18 protein-coding genes are annotated in these 20,435 nt (G+C 54.8%); 11 read left to right on the top strand and 7 right to left on the bottom strand.

What is annotated here, in order from left to right; translation table 11 throughout:
- The first annotated feature begins 270 nt into the window (after positions 1 to 270).
- From tkt to M2418_RS01165, 9 genes are all read left to right on the top strand, one after another.
- A complete protein-coding gene (tkt, locus tag M2418_RS01205; RefSeq protein WP_259143127.1) occupies positions 271 to 2,253 on the top strand; it encodes a transketolase in 1,983 nt (660 codons plus the stop codon).
- A 57-nt stretch (positions 2,254 to 2,310) separates the two neighbouring features.
- Positions 2,311 to 3,321, top strand: a complete 1,011-nt coding sequence (gene gap, locus M2418_RS01200) for a type I glyceraldehyde-3-phosphate dehydrogenase (protein WP_250982194.1) — start codon at positions 2,311 to 2,313, stop codon at positions 3,319 to 3,321.
- A 377-nt stretch (positions 3,322 to 3,698) separates the two neighbouring features.
- A complete protein-coding gene (locus M2418_RS01195; RefSeq protein ID WP_259143117.1) occupies positions 3,699 to 5,507 on the top strand; it encodes a potassium/proton antiporter in 1,809 nt (602 codons plus the stop codon).
- A gap of 108 nt (positions 5,508 to 5,615) precedes the next feature.
- Positions 5,616 to 6,815, top strand: coding sequence for a phosphoglycerate kinase (locus M2418_RS01190; protein WP_259143116.1), 1,200 nt, complete (start codon positions 5,616 to 5,618; stop codon positions 6,813 to 6,815).
- A gap of 191 nt (positions 6,816 to 7,006) precedes the next feature.
- The gene (locus M2418_RS01185; RefSeq protein ID WP_259143115.1) at positions 7,007 to 8,032 is read left to right on the top strand and encodes a class I fructose-bisphosphate aldolase; all 1,026 of its coding nucleotides are present in this window, start codon (positions 7,007 to 7,009) and stop codon (positions 8,030 to 8,032) included.
- Positions 8,033 to 8,262: 230 nt separating this feature from the next.
- Complete coding sequence (locus M2418_RS01180) at positions 8,263 to 8,742, top strand: 2TM domain-containing protein (RefSeq protein ID WP_259143100.1); 480 nt, start codon at positions 8,263 to 8,265, stop codon at positions 8,740 to 8,742.
- A gap of 398 nt (positions 8,743 to 9,140) precedes the next feature.
- Entirely contained in the window at positions 9,141 to 10,418 is a 1,278-nt protein-coding gene (locus tag M2418_RS01175; protein ID WP_259143095.1) for an MFS transporter, read from the top strand.
- On the top strand, positions 10,415 to 10,606 hold the full coding sequence (locus M2418_RS01170; RefSeq protein WP_259143094.1) for a DUF1192 domain-containing protein: 192 nt from the start codon (positions 10,415 to 10,417) through the stop codon (positions 10,604 to 10,606). The genes M2418_RS01175 and M2418_RS01170 overlap by 4 nt, the downstream gene beginning before the upstream one ends.
- Positions 10,607 to 10,966: 360 nt before the next feature.
- Positions 10,967 to 11,482: a DUF1465 family protein gene (locus M2418_RS01165; protein WP_250982200.1), complete on the top strand. Its 516-nt coding sequence runs from the start codon at positions 10,967 to 10,969 to the stop codon at positions 11,480 to 11,482.
- Positions 11,483 to 11,658: 176 nt separating this feature from the next.
- Here M2418_RS01165 and rpmE read toward each other — a convergent pair whose 3' ends face one another.
- Entirely contained in the window at positions 11,659 to 11,880 is a 222-nt protein-coding gene (gene rpmE / locus M2418_RS01160; protein WP_192488120.1) for a 50S ribosomal protein L31, read from the bottom strand.
- Between the two features lie 253 nt (positions 11,881 to 12,133).
- Between rpmE and M2418_RS01155 the strand changes: the two genes are divergently transcribed.
- The gene (locus tag M2418_RS01155; protein ID WP_259143082.1) at positions 12,134 to 13,927 is read left to right on the top strand and encodes an ABC transporter transmembrane domain-containing protein; all 1,794 of its coding nucleotides are present in this window, start codon (positions 12,134 to 12,136) and stop codon (positions 13,925 to 13,927) included.
- Between the two features lie 20 nt (positions 13,928 to 13,947).
- On the opposite strand, the gene M2418_RS01150 is transcribed toward M2418_RS01155, so the two are convergent.
- The 5 genes from M2418_RS01150 to M2418_RS01130 all read right to left on the bottom strand — a co-directional run bounded on the left by M2418_RS01150 (position 13,948) and on the right by M2418_RS01130 (position 18,921).
- On the bottom strand, positions 13,948 to 14,979 hold the full coding sequence (locus M2418_RS01150; protein WP_259143078.1) for a peptidoglycan -binding protein: 1,032 nt from the start codon (positions 14,977 to 14,979) through the stop codon (positions 13,948 to 13,950).
- Positions 14,980 to 14,981: 2 nt separating this feature from the next.
- The gene (locus tag M2418_RS01145; RefSeq protein WP_259143075.1) at positions 14,982 to 16,049 is read right to left on the bottom strand and encodes a flagellar motor protein MotA; all 1,068 of its coding nucleotides are present in this window, start codon (positions 16,047 to 16,049) and stop codon (positions 14,982 to 14,984) included.
- A 179-nt stretch (positions 16,050 to 16,228) separates the two neighbouring features.
- Entirely contained in the window at positions 16,229 to 17,029 is an 801-nt protein-coding gene (locus M2418_RS01140; RefSeq protein ID WP_192488117.1) for an inositol monophosphatase family protein, read from the bottom strand.
- Positions 17,030 to 17,171: 142 nt separating this feature from the next.
- Positions 17,172 to 18,260 carry a tetratricopeptide repeat protein gene (locus M2418_RS01135; protein ID WP_259143053.1) on the bottom strand — a complete coding sequence of 363 codons (1,089 nt, stop codon included), beginning with the start codon at positions 18,258 to 18,260 and terminating at the stop codon, positions 17,172 to 17,174.
- A 7-nt stretch (positions 18,261 to 18,267) separates the two neighbouring features.
- Complete coding sequence (locus M2418_RS01130) at positions 18,268 to 18,921, bottom strand: thiamine phosphate synthase (RefSeq protein WP_259143050.1); 654 nt, start codon at positions 18,919 to 18,921, stop codon at positions 18,268 to 18,270.
- A gap of 107 nt (positions 18,922 to 19,028) precedes the next feature.
- On the opposite strand from M2418_RS01130, the gene M2418_RS01125 reads away from it, so the two are divergent.
- Positions 19,029 to 19,790, top strand: coding sequence for a sulfite exporter TauE/SafE family protein (locus M2418_RS01125; RefSeq protein WP_405049358.1), 762 nt, complete (start codon positions 19,029 to 19,031; stop codon positions 19,788 to 19,790).
- Positions 19,791 to 19,816: 26 nt separating this feature from the next.
- Here the strand turns inward: M2418_RS01125 and M2418_RS01120 are convergent, their stop codons facing one another.
- Positions 19,817 to 20,419 carry a hypothetical protein gene (locus M2418_RS01120; RefSeq protein WP_259143047.1) on the bottom strand — a complete coding sequence of 201 codons (603 nt, stop codon included), beginning with the start codon at positions 20,417 to 20,419 and terminating at the stop codon, positions 19,817 to 19,819.
- Positions 20,420 to 20,435 lie beyond the last annotated feature (16 nt).

Genomic DNA, 20,435 nt, shown 5'->3' with positions numbered 1-20,435 from the left:
CTCTTCAGCCAGGATACGATATTCCCAGAGTAACAAGCACGTCAATCAAACGTGGGATAATGCTATAATATAGCCTGTGGACGGAGATTTATGCCGCCCTGCCAATCGTCAATCACGCTCAAGTCTAAAGCACAGTGTTTTTTTATAGCATCGACGACGGCAAACGCGCGTGCTTTTATTGACTTGGCTGTACCACCTGCTATGGATCAGCCGCTTTCTGGATAGTATCTCGAAACTATCACCTTTCACCCGAAACAAAGCGGAAAAGCCATGATCTCTCGCGACAAACATAACCGGATGGCGAATGCGATCCGCTTCCTTGCCATGGATGCTGTGGAAAAGGCCAATTCCGGCCACCCCGGCCTGCCGATGGGAGCCGCAGACGTAGCAACGGTCCTGTTCAGCCGTTATTTGAAATTCGATCCCAAAAATCCTTTGTGGCCAGATCGCGACCGCTTCGTGCTGTCTGCCGGTCATGGCTCCATGTTGCTGTACGCCCTGTTGTACCTGACAGGCTACGAAGACATGACGATCGATGAGATCAAGCGTTTCCGCCAGTTGGGCTCCAAGACCGCCGGTCACCCGGAATATGGTCATGCCACCGGCATCGAAACCACCACCGGCCCGCTCGGCCAGGGCATTGCCAACGCCGTTGGTATGGCAATCGCCGAAAAGAAGCTCGAGCAGGAATTCGGCACCGACCTGCAGAGCCACTTCACCTACGCCCTGTGCGGTGATGGTTGCCTTATGGAAGGCATCAGCCACGAAGCCATCGCTCTTGCTGGCCACTTGAAGCTGAACAAGCTGGTCCTGTTCTGGGACAACAACAACATCACCATCGACGGTGAAGTTGGCCTGTCTGATTCCACAGACCAGATCGCACGCTTTAAATCCGTTCACTGGAACACCATCGAAATCGACGGTCATGATCCAGACGCGATTGCCGCGGCCATTGAAGCTGCCCAGAAGTCGGACCGTCCGACCTTCATCGCCTGCAAGACCGTGATCGGTTTTGGCGCGCCGAACAAGCAGGGCACACACAAGGTCCACGGCAACCCGCTGGGAGCTGAAGAAATCGCCGCTGCCCGCAAGCACCTCAACTGGGAAGCTGAAGCGTTTGTCGTGCCGGAAGATGTTCTGGATGCATGGCGCCTCACCGGCCTGCGCTCCACCAAGGCACGCCAGGAATGGGAAGGTCGCCTTTCCGCCACTGAAAATGCCAAGAAGGCTGAATTCACTCGCCGTTTCGCGGGCGACCTGCCGGGCAACTTCAACAGCGCCATCGACGCCTTCAAGAAGAAGGTCGCCGAGAACAACCCAACTGTTGCGACCCGTAAGGCTTCGGAAGACGCTCTTGAAGTCATTAACGGCATCCTGGCCGAAACGCTGGGCGGCTCTGCCGACCTGACGCCGTCGAACAACACCAAGACCAGCCAGATGAAGTCCATCACGCCTTCGGACTTCTCGGGCCGTTACATGCACTACGGTATCCGCGAACACGGTATGGCTGCTGCCATGAACGGTATCGCCCTTCACGGCGGTCTCATTCCTTACTCCGGCGGCTTCCTGATCTTCTCGGATTATTGCCGTCCGTCCATTCGTCTTGCTGCTCTCATGGGCATCCGCGTCGTTCACGTTCTGACACATGATTCCATCGGTGTTGGCGAAGACGGTCCAACCCACCAGCCGGTCGAACATGTTGCAGCACTGCGCGCCATTCCAAACCTGCTGGTCTTCCGCCCTGCGGATGAAACCGAAACCGCGGAATGCTGGCAGATTGCTCTGGAGCATAAAGACCGCCCATCGGCACTTGCGCTGACCCGTCAGAACCTGACGCCAGCCCGCAAGGAATATGAAGAAAAGAACCTTTGCGCTTACGGTGCCTATGAACTGGTTTCCGCAAGCGACGCCAAGGTTTCGATCTTCGCGTCCGGTTCTGAAGTCGAACTGGCACTCAAGGCCGCAGAAACATTGAAGCAGAAGGGTGTTTCCACCCGCGTTGTTTCGGTTCCTTGCTTTGAGTTGTTCGCTGAGCAGCCAGAAACCTACCGCAACTCAGTGATCGGCAAGGCACCTGTCAAGATTGCCGTCGAAGCTGCAATCCGTCAGGGCTGGGATTACTTCATCGGTTCGGATGGCGCATTTGTCGGCATGAACTCCTTCGGCGCATCCGCACCGGCCAAGGATCTCTTCAAGCATTTCGGCATCACGGTGGAAGCCGTTGTTGCTGCAGCCGAAGCAAAGCTAGCGTGAGGGCCCCAAGCCCTCACTATTTCCCACTACAAGCATTTTTTGATCGGGAGTATGTAAATGACTGTAAAAGTAGCCATTAACGGCTTTGGCCGTATCGGCCGTAATGTCCTTCGCGCTATCGTTGAATCCGGCCGCACTGACATTGAAGTTGTCGCAATTAACGACCTTGGACCAGTAGAGACCAACGCGCACCTGCTGCGTTACGATTCGATCCACGGCAAGTTCCCAGCCGAGGTAAAGGTCGAAGGCGACACCATCACCGTTGCCGGTGGCAAGCCAATCAAGGTTACCGCAGTTCGTGACCCAGCCCAGTTGCCGCACAAGGAACTCGGCGTCGACATCGCTCTGGAATGCACAGGCATTTTCGTTGCACGCGACAAGGCTGCTGCTCACCTGACAGCTGGCGCAAAGCGCGTTATCGTTTCGGCCCCTGCTGAAGGTGCTGACCTGACCGTCGTATTCGGCGTCAACCATGACCAGTTGACCAAGGACCACCTGGTCATTTCCAACGCGTCATGCACCACGAACTGCCTCGTGCCAGTCGTGAAGGTTCTCGATGACGCCGTTGGTATCGACCATGGCTTCATGACCACCATCCACTCTTACACGGGCGACCAGCCAACGCTGGACACCATGCACAAGGACCTGTACCGCGCTCGCGCTGCTGCCCTGTCCATGATCCCGACCTCGACCGGTGCTGCCAAGGCTGTTGGCCTCGTGCTGCCTCACCTCAAGGGCAAGCTGGACGGTACGTCGATCCGCGTTCCGACACCAAACGTTTCGGTTGTCGACTTCAAGTTCGTTGCAAAGCGTGACACGACAGCTGCAGAAATCAACGAAGCCATCAAGGCAGCCTCCAATGGCGCCCTGAAGGGCATCCTCGGCTACACCGAAGAGCCGCTGGTTTCGCGTGACTTCAACCACGACAGCCACTCCTCGATCTTCGCAATCGACCAGACCAAGGTTCTGGAAGGCAAGTTCGTCCGCATCCTGACCTGGTACGACAACGAGTGGGGTTTCTCCAACCGTATGTCCGACACGGCTGTTGCCTTCGCAAAGACCATCTAATCAGCTTTCACTCTGATGATGAGAACCCGGTAGAAGCAATTCTGCCGGGTTTTTCTTTTTCCAACATCAACGCGTCGACACACACGCTTCGACAACCCCGCAAACATAAATTTATTGCAGTGCAAAATTTTTTACGAAATGGACACTAACTTTCCGTCTTCCTGCCTTGCTGTGGTCCATTTTGCTGCAGAAAAAAGAAGGCAGGGATTGGTTGCGCATCATGTGCTTCATGCCCTGCCCGTATCAATCGATACACCCCGCCTTGCCCTGCCTTGACCAGTAAACCCTGCTGTCAGAAGGCCGTCCAACCCGTGGCGCATTGACTGCTGACGTGCACGGCATGCCTGATGACACAGCACTGCTGAAGGATTAGGGCATTGGAATCATTTTATATTCTTCTTTTGGCAGCAACCGTTCTTGTTCTTGTCGCTGCGTTTTCCAGTCTCATTGCTTTCCGCTTCGGCGCACCCTTGCTGTTTCTCTTCCTGCTTATCGGTCTTCTGGCTGGATCAGATGGGCTCGGCATTCACTTCGAAAACAACCCGCTCGCCTACATGCTCGGGTCCGTGGCGCTTGCCGTCATCCTGTTCGACTCAGGCTTCGGAACCAACCTGCAATCCTTCAAGCTATCGGCAGCCCCCGCCATAACTCTCGCCTCCGTCGGCGTGGTCCTGACGGCAATCTTTTTTGCCGGCGCGGCTTCACTGCTGCTCGGGCTCTCATGGATCGAAGGGCTGTTGCTCGGCGCCATCGTTGCTTCCACGGATGCAGCTGCAGTTTTTTTCCTGCTGCGCATTGGCGGCATACATATTCGCGATCAGGTCCGCTCCACACTGGAAGTCGAATCCGGCACAAACGATCCCATGGCGATCTTCCTGACGCTTATGCTGGTTGAGGTTATTTCCAGCGGTCGCGGCATGTCGGGTCTCGATAGCAGCATCCTCCTGCTGTTCATCGAAGAAATGGGCCTCGGTGTGCTGGTCGGACTTGCCGGCGGTTACATGATCGTTGCCGTCGTCAATCGTTTTGCCGTGGATCGTGGGCTCGCACCGATCTTTGTGCTGGCTCTGGCGATGCTGGTGTTTTCATTCACCGGCACGATTGGCGGCAGCGGCTTCCTTGCCGTCTATGTCGCCGGCATCGTGGCCGGTAATCGCAAGATTTTCGCCAAACATGCTATCCGGCGCTTCCACGAAGGCATGACCTGGCTTTCACAGATCATCATGTTCCTGATGCTCGGACTTCTGGCCACGCCGTCGCAATTTCCCGCCATCATCGTTCCAGCCATACTCCTGGCCTTGTTCCTGATCTTCATAGCCCGCCCGCTGGCCGTGTGGCTGAGCCTGATGCCGTTCAATTATACGCAGCAGGAAACCTCCTTCATCGCCTGGGTTGGCCTGCGCGGTGCGGTTTCCATCCTGCTTGCCATCATGCCAATTCTAGGCGGGCTGGAAAACGGCCAGATATTCTTCAATGCAGCCTTCATCATCGTTCTTGTGTCTTTGATGCTGCAGGGTTGGACCATCAAACCCGTCGCCATGCGTCTCGGACTGATCGTGCCGCCACGCATGGGCGAGGTCGATAAGCTGGAGGTCGATTTGCCCGGCACAGCCAATCATGAACTGATTTCATACCGTGTGACCAAAGAAAGCCCTGTGCTACACGGAGAGCGCATTCCACGCTGGGCAATGCCGTCGTTGGTCATTCGCGATGGCAAGTCCATCCGTTACCAATATGCAGGTCGGCTACGGGAAAATGACCAGATCTATCTGTTCGTTGCCCCTGGCTACTCCCGCCTGCTCGACAGACTGTTCGCCAGCCGCATTCCGGTTGCTCCAGATGATGCCGACTTTTTCGGAACATTTTCGATCTCGCCCAACGGTTTTGCCCGCGACCTCGACACGTCCTATGGGCCAGATCTGTTGGCAACCTCTGAGCAATCGATGACCATTGTCGAACTGATTGAAAGCCGCCTTGGCGGCAAAGCGGAATATGCCGACCGTATTCGTCTGGGCTCAATCGTCCTGATCGTTCGCAATCTCGATGAAAACAACGCCATATCGAGTGTTGGTTTGTCGCTTGAGCCGGTAGAACCGGCCACGCACCTGCCGGTTTTCATCAATCTTCGCGAAATCATTCACCGCGTCCAAACCCACTTTGCCAGTCGTGAGGTGAAAGGTTCCTAGGATGTTTGGCCGCAGTATCAAAAATGACACTTGAACCGCTTGCGTCCAAAAGCAGTCATAGTATGGTCCGGCAATATTTTTCCACAACGCATAGATCAGGACCGACACATGCCCGCCTTTAAGACCCTTGACGATCTGAACGACATTTCGGGAAAACGCGTTCTTGTACGCGTCGATCTCAACGTACCGGTTGCCGACGGCAAAGTAACGGACGCTACCCGCATCGAGCGCGTTGCACCGACCATTCTCGAGCTGTCGAACAAAGGTGCCAAAGTTATTCTGCTTGCGCATTTCGGTCGTCCGAAGGGTGAGCCGGTCGCCGACATGTCGCTGGGCCTGATCGTGCCGGCCGTGCAGGACGTTCTTGGCAAGCCTGTTCAATTTGGTGCCGATTGCATTGGCGATGCCGCAGCTGAAGCCGTTGGCAAACTGGCAAATGGCGATATCCTGCTTCTGGAAAATACCCGCTTCCACAAGGGCGAAGAAAAGAACGACCCGGCATTCGTTGAGGCGCTTGCCAAAAACGGCGACATCTACGTCAACGACGCGTTTTCTGCGGCACACCGTGCGCACGCTTCGACCGAAGGCCTTGCCCACCACCTGCCATCCTATGCCGGCCGCACCATGCAGGCCGAACTTGAAGCACTGGAAAAGGGTCTCGGCAAGCCGTCGCGTCCGGTTGTTGCCATCGTTGGTGGCGCCAAGGTCTCCAGCAAGATCGACCTGCTGATGAACCTTGTCAAAAAGGTAGACGCGCTGGTGATCGGTGGTGGCATGGCCAACACCTTCATTGCAGCTCGCGGCACCAATGTCGGCAAGTCGCTGTGCGAACATGACCTGGCCGCGACCGCCAAGCAGATCATGATTGAGGCAGCAAGCTCTGGCTGCGCAATCGTTCTGCCGGAAGATGGCGTTGTTGCCCGCGAGTTCAAGGCCAATGCTGCCAACGAAACTGTCGACATCAACGCAATTCCTGAAGACGCGATGGTTCTGGACGTTGGTCCGAAATCCGTCGAAAGCATCAAGGCATGGATTTCCCGCGCTGAAACACTGGTCTGGAATGGCCCGCTTGGCGCATTTGAAATCGCTCCATTCGACACGGCAACGGTTGCGGCCGCCAAACATGCTGCTGAATGCACCAAGTCCGGCAAGCTGGTGTCGGTTGCTGGCGGTGGCGACACCGTAGCTGCCCTTAACCACGCAGGTGCTGCAGACGACTTCACCTATGTGTCGACTGCCGGTGGCGCGTTCCTCGAATGGATGGAAGGCAAGGTTCTTCCAGGCGTCGCGGTGCTCAGCAAGGCCTGAGATCAACCTATCATTTGATACTTTTGCAGCCGGACAAAATCTTTTGTCCGGCTTTTTCTTTTTGGGTGTACAATGGGCCAACAACTTTCAAACGATTGAAATGATTTCAATCGTTTCAATGAGTTAGCGTGCCATTTTCCTCGTCGTAAACATCTGTTATCGCGAAAACATTGTGCCTTGGGAGAATAGCAATGACCGAACGCCTTGAAGACATCGCAATTAAAATGGTTGCCGACGGCAAGGGTATCCTGGCTGCCGACGAATCCACATCCACAATCAAAAAGAGATTTGACACCATCAATCTGGAATCCACGGAAACCAGCCGCCGCGACTACCGCGAGATGCTGTTCCGTTCCGATGATGCCATGAAGAAGTACATCTCTGGCGTCATCCTTTACGAAGAAACCCTCTACCAGAAAGCTGCCGATGGCACGCCTTTCGTAGACCTCATCAAAGCTGCTGGCAGCATTCCAGGTATCAAGGTTGATATCGGCGCCAAGCCAATGGCTTACCACCCGCACGAATTCATCACCGAAGGCCTCGACAACCTGTATGAACGCCTGCGCAAATATCACGACGCTGGTGCACGTTTCGCCAAGTGGCGCGGCGTTATCACTATTGGTGAAGCGCGTCCGAGCTGGGGTTCGATCAAGGCCAACTCCCAGTCGCTCGCACGTTATGCAGCTCTCTGCCAGCAGGCCGATATCGTTCCGATTGTCGAGCCGGAAGTGCTGATGGACGGTGAACCTGGCACCCACGATATCGATCGTTGCGCTGAAGTAACCCAGTGGGTTCTGCAGACCGTGTTTGCAGACCTGTTCGACGCCCGCGTCAATCTCGAAGGCATGATCCTCAAGCCGAACATGATCATCGACGGCAAAAAAGCACGCAAGGCAGGCGTTGAAGAAGTTGCGGAGAAGACCGTCAAGGTTCTCAAGGCAACCGTACCGGCTCTGGTACCGGGCATTGCATTCCTCTCTGGCGGCCAGTCTTCGGAAGAAGCAACGGCGCACCTGTCGGCCATGAACTCCGGTTACGACCTGCCTTGGGGACTGACCTACTCTTATGGTCGTGCCCTGCAGGACACCGCGCTCAAGACCTGGGCCGGCAAGTCGGAAAACGTTGCTGCTGGCCAGCGCGCATTCACGCACCGTGCAGAAATGAACAGCCTTGCCGCCACCGGCAGCTGGAAAAAGGAACTGGAAAAGGCTGCCTGATAAAGGCATGTTTCCAAAACCATCAAAGCCGCCCTCCGGGGCGGCTTTTTTGTTGCCATACAGAACCCTTGAGGCTGGAAATGGCAATATGCACGGAAAGGCGTTTCAAATAGCCTGGGTCCTGTACCCTCGTGACCACCCACCCGTCAGCAACACGACAGTCGTGTGTCTGACGTGGTCTTGGCCCGCGAAATTGCACATCAATCCGCCGTCGAACCTGGAGAGACAGTATGCTGATACAGAAACTCAGGCTTCAGCGCGGATGGTCACAGGAGCAATTGGCAACCATAAGCGGGTTGAGCACACGCACCATTCAACGGTTGGAGCGCGGCCAGCCCGCCAGTCTCGAAACCATGAATACTCTGGCAGCAGTCTTCGAAGTCGATTTGTCCCAACTGACAGATCAGAAGGAAGCCGAAATGCCGAATTATGTCGCAAGTCACACCGAGGCAGAGGAAGCGATTGCCTTTGCTAAGGTTCGCCGCATCAAGAAATTCTATCTGCACCTCATTCAATATGTCGTCGTTCTGTGCGTATTGACCGTGATCAATCTGCTTACCAACCCCGGATATTTCTGGGTGATCTGGCCGGCTCTCGGCTGGGGTATTGCGCTTGCGTCCCATGCCCTCAAGACCTTTGAACTTATTCCCTTCCTGAATGCGGACTGGGAAAAGAAACAGGTCGAAAACCACCTCGGGCGTAAGCTTTAATCGACAATCGGAAAAGTCCGACGCGATGGCTGGTCCATAACGAAGATTGCAATTTTGCAATTCGCTTTCCTGCCTTCAATGGGCAGGAGAGCGGCCCGTTACGGCCTGATCAACAAAACAATTGACCAGATAACGAAGGCTGCGACAGCAATCTTCCAACAGTCGCTACGCTTTTTCAGGCCCGGATATCCAAGCGGCCTGATGATCTGCACCAACATTGCCAAAAGCAAAAAAAGACCTATCGCTTTTGTCATCGCATAAACCTTTTGTCTTTATCCATATCCCGTCACAGGGTGGACATCTTTGACGTGCAGCAGGGAAAGTGCAGTATCCCTTTCACCTACCCTTCATCAAAGACAAACGCGATAACGACGAGCGGAAAAAATGAGAGTGTTGCTATGAGCAGAAATCTTCTACCCGTATTCGCACTTTTATCCAGCACTCTGTTTTTGTTTTTAGGCAATGGTCTTCAAGGTCTTATCCTGCCCCTCCGCGGCGCAGAAGAAGGCTATTCCAACGAAATCCTTGGCTTTCTCGGCACATCCTGGGCTGCAGGTTTTGTGATTGGCTGTTTCATTGCGCCAAATATTGTCCGCAGAGTAGGCCACGTTCGGGCCTTTGATACATTTCTTGCGCTGATATGCCTTACGGTTCTGACGACCGGCCTGATCATTGACGACGTCTGGTGGATTGTTCTGCGCGCCATTACCGGTTTCTGCACCGCTGGCACCTCGATGATCATCGAAAGCTGGCTGAATGAACGCGCCACCAATGAAAGCCGTGGCACGATCTTTTCGCTGTATATCGCCATCACCTTGATGGGTGTAGTGGGTGGCCAGTTGCTGGTGCCAATTGGCGACATCAGCAACACCTCGCTGTTCATGATTTGCGGCATTGTCTACTGCATCGCCATTTTGCCCGCGACCTTGTCCAAAGCAGAAAGCCCCAAACCGTTGCAAACTGTGCGGTTGGATCTGCCTGCCCTCTATAAAAACTCACCGGTCTCATGCGTTGGAATATTGATGATCGGTATTGCCAATGGTGCCTACGGTACACTGGGCGCTGTCTTTGCCTCCCGTGCGGGATTGGAACCAACCATGATCGCTGTCATGGTCAGCGTCACGATCTTTGCCGGTGCCATTGCCCAGTTTCCGGCAGGACGCCTCTCTGACAGAATTGACCGTCGTTATGTCCTGGCCGGTCTTTCAGCCCTCGCGGCCTTTGCAGGCCTTGCCGTGGCGCTGTTCCAGCCATCCAACGTCTATGTCCTGATCAGCATGATCGCCATCTATGGCGCAGCCGCAAACGCGCTTTACCCAATCGCCGTTGCCCACGCCAACGATTACGCGTCGCCTGAAGATTTCGTCAAAGTTTCTGGCGGCCTGCTGCTGCTTTTCGGCATCGGCACGATTATCGGACCAACGATTGGCGGCCCGATCATGACCGCAGTCGGACCCTACGAACTGTTTCTGGTCACAGCCGTTTCTCACCTTCTCATCACCGCCTATGCGATGTTCAGAAGTAAGAAACGTGCAGCGCTGACCACCGAGGAGAAGGACAACTTTTCGACGATGCCAGCCGTTACCTCTGCGCTGGCAACACCGGAAAGTGCCGTACTTGACCCACGCGCCGCCCAATCTAACGATGACGACGTCGCTAAAGGAGCCGGAATATGAATATATCGGATGACGATCGCCCCAAGAGGCTTGCAGCCCATGAAATCGGCTGTGACCTCACGCTGCTCTCGGTGGATGAACTCAGCTACCGTGTAAAGTTACTTCAGGAAGAGATTGAACGTCTGGAAGAAGAGAAGAAGAAAAAGTCAGCAGGACGGCTCGCCGCCGAGAACTTCTTCCGGTCATAAATATAGAGAAAAATCCGTAAACGTTGATTTTTGGATCAGTCATTCGTTTACCATTAAGACTTTATAAACCTTTTTGAGAGATAACTATACCTATCCAGAGCTTCTGGATTTCAGGCAGCTTCTCCAACTGGCGAATTGGTCTGATTTTTCTCCCTGTTTTACCTTGAGAGCCGCTTTTGCGGCTCTTTTTTTATGGTCCGCTTTGGCCATCAAAACTGTGGGTATTAACCCTTCTTTAATAATCAACTTGCGCATTTGAGTTATTGGTATCATCCTCAAAAGCAGAAAAAAGGGAACCGTATTAAGATTTACGGATTCTATTACCTGACAAAAGTGATGCGTGAGCAGGGATATTAAGAAATGTCAGAACAGGTTTTGAATACTATCAGCTTTGCGGGGCATGCCGCAGCATCCAACCAGTTCAAGACTCTTTATGCCGAGGGCATGACGCTGGTTGAGGAAACAGCGTCCTATCTCGACGGCGCCGGACGCGCAGCGTCCAAGGTGCTGCCGCGCATGGCCTCCGTGCTTTACGCAGCAGAATCGATGCGCCTGACCACCCGTCTCATGCAGATGGCGTCTTGGCTTCTTCTGCAACGCGCCGTCAACAATGGTGAAATGAGCCGTGACCAGGTTCTGAACGAAAAGAGCAAGGTTCGCCTCGACAGCTTCAACGTTGATCGTAACGCACCAGGCTGGAATGACCTGCCAGAATCGTTCCGCGATCTCGTGGAACGTTCCCTGCGCCTCCAGAATCGCGTCGCCCTGCTCGATCGCGAAATCTATCGTCCTGCAGAAGCCGCGAAGGTGCCTGACAATGAAAACAGCGTTCAAGCCCAGCTTAACCTGCTGCGTACGGCCTTCGTGAACAACTGATCCGCTTCACATCACATGTCATGAAAAAAGCAGGCTCGTAGCCTGCTTTTTTTGTTTTTGCCATCAGAGGCAATACCAACACCTGAGACATAGCGTCTCATGCACCCCCTATTACAGGACAAACAAAAAGCCCCCGAACGATGTTCGAGGGCTTTTTGTATTCAAATCCAAACGGATTAGAGACCGAGGCCGCCAAAACGCTTGTTGAACTTGGAAACGCGGCCAGCACGGTCAACGAGCTGCTGGTTACCACCGGTCCATGCCGGATGGGACTTAGGGTCGATTTCGAGGTTCATGACCGCGCCTTCGCTGCCCCAAGTGGAACGTGTTTCGTATTCGGTGCCATCAGTCATGACCACTTTGATCACGTGATAGTCGGGATGGATTTCAGCCTTCATGACAATCTTCCTGCTGTGTGACTGCGGTCCATTTGCCGCAATTGCGTCAACGGAGCCAATTCAATAAATGGAACCGCAGCACATTTATTCCACGGCTTCCCAATTCGATGCCGTGCCTATACATGAAGGTCGTCCAGATAACAAGTGCCTGGCGATCTATCGCTAAGTGATGAAAGTGCCAAAAAACGACCTGTTTGCAAAAAGCAAACACAGACGGCGGTTGTGAGGCAAAACAGGTAGCAGGAGTGGTTACGTGGAAGCGACACAGGAACAGAAATCGGCACGGCGCAAGGGTCTGAAACCGCTTGCCAGCCTGCTGCCTTACATGAAGCGTTACCGCGGCATGGTCGCAGCAGCCCTGTTCGCACTTGTTCTTTCAGCGCTGACCACATTGGCCCTGCCACTTGCCGTCCGTCGCATCATGGACCACGGTTTCGAAAATGCCGATGGCGCCATGATCAACAACTATTTTGGCATGCTGTTCGGTCTTGCCATTGTTCTCGCTGTCGCCAGCGCCATGCGCTATTATTACGTCTCCGCCATTGGTGAGCGGGTTGTCGCGGATGTCCGCAAGGACGTTTTCAATCATATCACGACACTTTCGCCGGCGTTTTTTGATATCAACCATTCCGGTGAACTGACCTCACGCCTGACTGCCGACACCACGCTGATCAAATCCGCGTTCGGTTCTGCAGCTTCGCAGGCGCTACGCAACACCCTGCTCTGTTTAGGTGGCGTGGCAATGATGGTTTACACCAGCCCCGGCCTGTCCGGTCTGGCGCTTTGTGCCATACCACTGATCGTGTTCCCGCTGATTGCCTTTGGTCGTTCTGTTCGCAAACGCTCGCGCGCCACGCAGGACACACTGGCCGCCTCATCCGCCTTTGCAACGGAAACCATTGGTGCTGCCCGCACCATTCAGGCCTTTAATGCCGAATCGCTGGCAACTTCAAAATACGGCGCTGCCGTCGAAAGCGCCTATCGTGACGCACGCTCTTCGATCAGCGCCCGTTCGGGCCTGACCGGTTTTGCCATTGCCATGGTATTTGGCAGTGTTGTCGCCATTCTCTGGTACGGTGCCCACAGCGTGCTGAACGGCACCATGTCGGCTGGTACCCTTGGCCAATTCGTACTTTATTCTGTCATTGCCGCCAGTGCGCTTGGCCAATTATCCGAGGTCTGGGGTGAATTGTCGCAAGCCGGTGGTGCCGCAGAGCGCCTGTCCGAACTGATGCAGGAAGTTCCCGCCGTGCGTGCGCCGCAGACGGCAAGCGTCATGCCAACGCCGGCCCGAGGTGAAGCCGCATTTGAAAATGTCAGCTTCGGATATGGCACCAAGGAAATCCTGCGCGACCTGTCTTTCCACGTTGCACCGGGCGAAACGGTTGCCATCGTCGGTCCGTCAGGCGCCGGTAAGAGCACCATCTTCTCGCTGCTCCTGCGTTTCTACGATCCAGCATTCGGCCGCATCGTGATTGACGGGACAGATATTCGCACGACCTCACCACAGGATCTTCGCTCCCGTATTGCCATCGTGCCGCAGGACGTGACTATCTTCACCACCTCCATCCACGAAAACATTGCTTTTGGTCTGCCAACTGCAACCCGTGAACAGGTGCGTGCAGCAGCCGTGGCCGCACAGGCCGACAATTTCATCAGCAAGCTGGAAAACGGGTATGACACGCAGCTTGGCGAGCGTGGCATTACCCTCTCAGGCGGCCAAAGACAGCGTATTGCGATTGCCCGCGCCATCCTGCGCAACGCCTCGATTTTGCTGCTCGACGAGGCTACCTCGGCGCTGGATGCGGAAAGCGAAACACTCGTGCAGAAAGCCTTGGACGGTTTGATGCAGCAGCGCACGACGATCGTCATCGCGCATCGACTTTCCACCGTGCTGAAAGCAGATCGTATTCTGGTATTAGAGGACGGCAAGCTGGTTGAAGAGGGCACCCACCAGAGCCTGATCAATCACGGCGGACTTTATGCCAAGCTGGCGCGTCTGCAATTCCAGACCAGCGAAGTGACCCATATCGAGGTGGCAGAGTAATCCTCTGCCACACTCTTATTTTATCTCTCTGTGAGTTTCAGTTCGATGCGCCGGTTTTGCGAACGTACTTCCGGAGTATCGCCTTCGGCAATCGGCTGATATTCACCGAAGCCTGCCGCAACCAGACGGTTGGCTGGTACACCCTTTGAAATCAGGAATTTGACCACCGAGGTCGCACGGGCAGAAGAAAGCTCCCAGTTATCTGCAAACCGGCCAGTGCCAGCCAGCGGCACATTATCAGTGTGACCGTCTACGCGCAGAACCCAATTGATCTCGGCTGGAATTTCCTTTGCGAGATCAATCAGCGCCATGGCCAGCTTTTCCATTTCAGCCTGTCCTGCCGGATTGAGATCATTGCCCCCGGAAGGAAACAGCACTTCCGACTGGAACACAAAACGGTCGCCGACAATGCGGATATTCTCGCGATCGGACAGAATTTCACGCAAGCGTCCAAAAAAGTCGGAGCGATAGCGATTAAGCTCCTGTACGCGCTGCGCCAGCGCCACATTGAGGCGCCGTCCAAGATCAGCAATCCGCACCTGTGAAGACGCGTCCTTGGCCTCCGATGCCTGAAGCGCTGTCTCAACAGACGCAATCTGTGCTCTCAGTGCCGCGATTTGCTGGTTGAGAAGTTCGATCTGGCTCGCAGCCCGCGCACTGACCTGCTTCTCCGCATCCAATTCACCTGTCAGCGCGCCGATCCGCGAGTTGGCGGCAGAACTGCTGCCCGTACCGGCATCCAGCAAGGCCTGCAACCGGGTTCTCTCCTGCTCGGAAACAGCAAGGGTGGACTGCAGATTGGCCAGCGTATCTTCAATGTCCTGCTTGTTGCCCTGTTCAAGGGCTAGAAGTTCGGTCAGCTCAGATATCTGGTTGTTGAGACGGGTAAGAACTTCATCCCGGCCAGTGATTTCGCGCGAAAGCACAAATTGTGCCAGCACGAAAACGGTAAGCAGGAACATGATGGCCAACAACAGTGTGGACAAGGCATCCACAAAGCCCGGCCAATAGTCCACGCCCCGCTCACGGCGACGGTTGCGAGCAAGAGCCATATTTATTTGCTCCCGCCGTCACTAGGCCTGTCAGCCGCCGCAGAGGCGTTTAGATCAGCGTTGACGCGTGCGGTCAGCCGATCCAGCGTTCGCCGCAGCGCCTTGGCCTCATCCTGCTGTGCTTCCATCCAGTCGCGCAGCATTTGCTGTTCGCTCCGCATGGTCTTGACCAGGCCCTGCACACCTTCCGCCAGATTGGACAGCGCAGCCAGCGAGCGTTCGCCGGAGGCATTATCGCCCTGCGATGATTTCGAAAGATACTGCGCAATCTGCAGCAGCTCTTTCTTTATCTGAGCAGGCGACGACAGTGCTTCGGAACCGGTATCCGTCACCGTCGAAAGCCAGTTTTCAAGATCAGTGTAAAAGCGGTTTTGTGCCCTGCCTGCCTGCAGGTCGAGGAAACCGAGAATGAGCGAGCCGGACAGACCAAGAAGCGATGACGAAAACGCCGTGCCCATGCCAGATAGCGGCGCTGTCAAACCTGATTTCAGCGACGCCAGAACGTCATTGGCATCCCCCGCATTCGGGTCTAGCGACTGAATGACGTTGCTAATCGATCCAATCGTGCCAATCAGACCCCAGAATGTGCCAAGCAGGCCCAGAAACACCAGAAGGCCGATCAGATAACGCGATGTATCACGTGTTTCATCCAGACGGGTAGCAATCGAATCTAGAATGGACCGCTGGATGACGGGCGACAGTGTGATGTCGCCCCTGCGCCCGATCAGCGCATGCATAGGCGCCAAAAGCTTCGGAATGCGCCCGGCCTTGTCGACGCTGCCCGTCGCCTGAAAGGCGTTGAACCAGCGGACTTCCGGCCGTAGGCTCAAAATCTGCGTAAACACCAGAATGATACCGATCAGCAGCACGCCAAGGATGAAGCCGTTGAGACCCGGATTGGTCATGAACGCCTGATGCGCCTGCCGGTAGAGAATGGCGGCCAGGAAACCGACGATGATGAGGAAAATGAACATCGTCCAAAGAAACGGCGTGGGGCTGGATAGCCGATACTCAAGGCCGTGCTTAACCGGCCTCTCGACCCCCATATCGAGCATTTCAGTATTCGCCATAATACCCATTCCCTTCGGCTACAGTGTTGGCGAAGCTAGTGGAAAAATGCGACGAATTGAAGTGGAAAGCAGCAAATGCTCAAGCCGTCTGAGCGGAATAAGGCAGCCAAACGAAAATGCCCGCCAGCAGCACTAAGGCCATTGGCGGGCATCTTGCAATAATCAGACCCTGTAAAGGCTTACTTCGCGGGAACCGGACGGTTGACGACCTCGACAAGTGCCTTGTGGATATATTCGTTACCAGCCACAACGGTGGACGAGGTGAACATGTCCTGTGTGCCCTTCATGTCGCTGACAAAACCACCAGCTTCACGAATCAGCACGATACCGGCCGCAATATCCCATGGGGAAAGGTTGGCTTCCCAGAAGCCGTCAACGCGACCGGCTGCAACATAGGCCAGGTCAAGCGCTGCAGCGCCCATACGGCGAATACCCGAAACTTCACCCATGACGTGACGCAGTTCGACCAGGAACTTGCCATGGTTGCCACGGCCCAGATGCGGCACGCCGCAGGCAATGACGCAATCCGGCAGCGTCTTGCGGGCAGCAACGCGAATACGACGGTCATTGAGGAATGCACCACCGCCACGCTCTGCGGTGAACAGCTCATCGGTTGCCGGATTGAAGATCACACCGGCAACAATCTCGCCATTACGCTCCAGCGCAATCGATACTGCAAACTGCGGGATACCATGCAGGAAGTTGGTGGTGCCATCCAGGGGATCAACGATCCAGCGGTGCGCGCCATCAGTACCTTTTTCTTCGCCGCCTTCTTCACCCAGAAAGTCATAGGTGGGGCGTGCCTTCAACAGTTCGTCACGAACGATTTTTTCGGCCTTGAGATCGGCCTGCGATACGAAATCGCCTGGGCCTTTGACAGAGACCTGAAGGTTCTGCACTTCGCCGAAATCGCGCGATAGCGATTTACCCGCCTTGAGAGCGGCCTGAACCATGACATTAAGAAGGGCAGAACGGGCCATTACAATTTCCCTGAAAGCCGAGCCGAACCTAGCCACATACAAGGGCCGGAGCAGACGGTTATGAATGCTGATTGAAAGATTTGGGGTTCAAGACCACAAAATGACCGGAAATTCAAGGGTAAAGGCAAGAAAGGGCAATAGTTCAGCTGCGCCGGAACTTGTTTGCCGCATCAATTGCCTGTTTCTGCTGCTCATCTGTGAGGCCAAGATAAAAGTCCTCAAGCGCCAGATCCTTCATTCCGGCACGCCGTGACAGCACATACCACTTCGCAGCTTCAACCGGGTCTGGCCGTGTGCCAAGTGCCTGAATATAAAGGTGCGACAGCTTGTTCTGGGCGGCGACATTACCTTTCAAGGCGGCACGCTGCATCCAATTATAACCCTCATTGTAGTCACGCGGACCACCAACGCCGTTTACCAGCCACACACCCATATCAAGTTGTGCGGTATCAAAGCCGGCCTTTGCCGCACGCAGCATCCAGTCACGCGCCTGTGCCCTCTTTTCTGGGCCTATATCGCTGACCGAGACGTAAATCTGGGCGACGGCATATTGCGCATCGGCAACGCCCTGCTCAGCGGATTTTTCATAATAAGGCAAAGCCTCCGACAAACCTTTTGCGCCGGGGTTTTCCGAAACAAGGATCTGCGCCCAATTGAACTGCGCCGATGCATTGCCAGCATCTGCCGCCTTTCTCATGAACTCGTCGGCTTTCGCCTTGTCACGGGTAACGTTCCTGCCTTGCATCAACAGCAGCGCATACTGGAACATCGCAGCAGGATCGCCACCATTGGCCGCCTGACCATACCAGAAGGCTGCCGTCTTCGGGTCACTGGCAATGCCAAGCCCCCGTGACATCATTTCAGCGACCAGTGTTTGTGCCGCAGCATCACCAGCCTGTGCGCGGGTCAGCGCCTTGTCCAACGCCGTTACATATTCACCGCGCTGGAAAGCGCCGTAAGCTTCGTCAATCTTGCCCTTGAATTCTTTCTCGGGCGGCAGTGGCGGCAGATCAGCCCCCATACGGTCAAAAAGCGTTACGCCCTGCGATGGCTGGATGCCATCACCTTCCGGCGCATCCACCCTGCCCTTGCGGATGACATCGGCGTCCTTTTCCAGCGGACGCGAAACCGCATCCGGCGCGGATTGGGAAAACGCCTCGCCACCGCTGGCTATAAGCAGGGTCGATGCAACTATGCCGGTCAGAAACCGATATGAAAACTTTCGATACATGCCCCTATCAATCTTCAAACCGTGGCGCTTTTTCGTCAAGCAAGGCATTGATTTCAGCAACCGCCTGCGCAGGACCTGCGGTGTGCTCAAAAACCGCACGGCCCATTGCCACAAACTCTGCGCCGGTTTCTGCAACAGCAGCCGCAGACGCTGTGTCAGTGCCACCCATGACCATGCATGGAATTTCAATCATGGATGCCCACCATTCTGCAAGCGCCAGATTTTTAGGATGGGCTTCCGGCTTGATATCGCCGTCAAATTTGCCAAAGAAAATATAGTCCGGGCCCGGCTCGCCAATTTCCAGCGCCTTGTGACGGTCGTCCGCGTTGCCACCGCCGACAATCATCTTGGGCGTGAATTTCTCCACAGCTTCAGCGACATCGGCCACCGGCCCATTGATATGCAAACCATCCGCCTTGGCACGGCCAGCAATACGGGTGTCACCGGCGATTAGCGCCGCAGCACCAGCGCCTTGAATGACCGGCACCAATATTTCGGCAAATTTCTGAAACGCGCCCTCAGGCTGCGCATATTGCGGCACGATGACCGAGGCCACGTCACCACCACGCAGAGCTTCGCTCAGCGCAGTTTTTTGCGCTTCGGCATCAGTATTGTCGTTCAGGATCAGAACGAGGCGGCAGCGGTCGTCATGTACACTCATAAGGTCATCCATTCCGGAAACGTGCAGCCGTTTAAAATCCGCACTCGTTTTTATTTCCTAAATCCGATAAACCGGACAGAAATCAGGATCAACCCACCCTTTTCATCATGCTTGATATGTATTTCTTCGCCGCAGCGATTCCAGCCGTCGCTTTGGTTGGATTATCGAAGGGTGGATTGGGTGGCGCCTTGGCCTTGATGGGCGTACCGCTTATGGCACTTGTCATGCCACCGGTACAGGCCGCAGCGGTCTTTCTCCCCATTTTGATCGTCATGGATATGGTGGCACTATGGTCGTGGCGGCACTTTAACCATCGCCAGACACTTCTTCTTCTGCTACCCGGCGCCATAGTTGGCATCGCAATTGGTTGGGCAACCGCCGCCATCATCCCGCCGGATGCCTTGCGCCTGCTGATTGCCATCATAACCATTCTGTTTGTGCTGCGGTATTTCTATGACAGCTGGAAATCCAAGCCGGGACAAACCATACCACCCAAACCGCAAAACCGCATTCTGGCTTCCATTTTCTCAACCCTGTCGGGATATGCCAGCTTTGTGGCCCATGCTGGCGGCCCGCCATTCCAGATCTATGTGCTGCCCCTGAAACTCGACCCGAAGATCTATACTGGCATGAGTGTGCGGTTCTTCGCGATCATGAATGCAGTCAAACTGATCCCATATTTTGCACTTGGCGGACTAGACAGCACCAATCTCACTGCCTCAGCCAGCCTGCTACCTGTTGCACTGATGGCAACGCTTGCTGGCGCAAGGGTCGTCAAATACCTCAAACCACAGGTATTTTATCCGCTGATGTATGGCATGGCGCTCTGCGCTGCCTTAAAGCTTCTATGGGATAGCCTGCCGATTTAACAAAATCCTGCAGGACGGCTGAGCCCTCAGCTGCGCTGGCCAGCCAACTTTTCCGAGAGGTCCTGAAGTTCTTTTTGCGCTTCGCGATTGGAAGGATAGATATTCAGATATCGTTCCCACGCCTTTATCGCCAACTCATCACGGCCCGATGCCTCGAGAATGTCCGCCATGCTGGCCAGAGCCAGAAAATGCCGTGGCTCATCATTCAGAACCCGGTTGATATCCGCCATCGCCTTTTTTGTATCACCATCGGCGAGATGCAGCTGCGCCCGCGCAAAAATCGCCTCAAAATATTCAGGCTCAAGCAGAATGGCCTGATCGAGAAAATCATAGGCGGCAGATTTGCGCTTGTCTTCAACCGCTTCAGCGGCCCACTGCGTGAGAAGATTGACTGTTGGGCTTTCAGAATCAGCCCACTCTCCCACGATCTGCATAGCAATGCTTTTGCCCTTGTCGGCATTACGCTCTTTTTTCAAACCATCAAAAAGCGAATCGACTGTCTGGGAAACACTGTCCTGCTGTGGCGCGACAGTTGCGGGAGCAACGTCCTGCGCAAAGGCAACAGAACCAATCGCGGTTACAAAAACCGCAGGAAGGACAAATAGGCTGTAAAAATGAAATCGGCGCATTGGGATATGGTAATCC

Source organism: Rhizobium sp. BIGb0125, assembly GCF_024810055.1.
Classification (GTDB): domain Bacteria; phylum Pseudomonadota; class Alphaproteobacteria; order Rhizobiales; family Rhizobiaceae; genus Agrobacterium.
The sequence above is the reverse complement of the archived record's forward strand: the minus strand, read 5'-3'. Positions and strand labels throughout refer to the sequence as shown.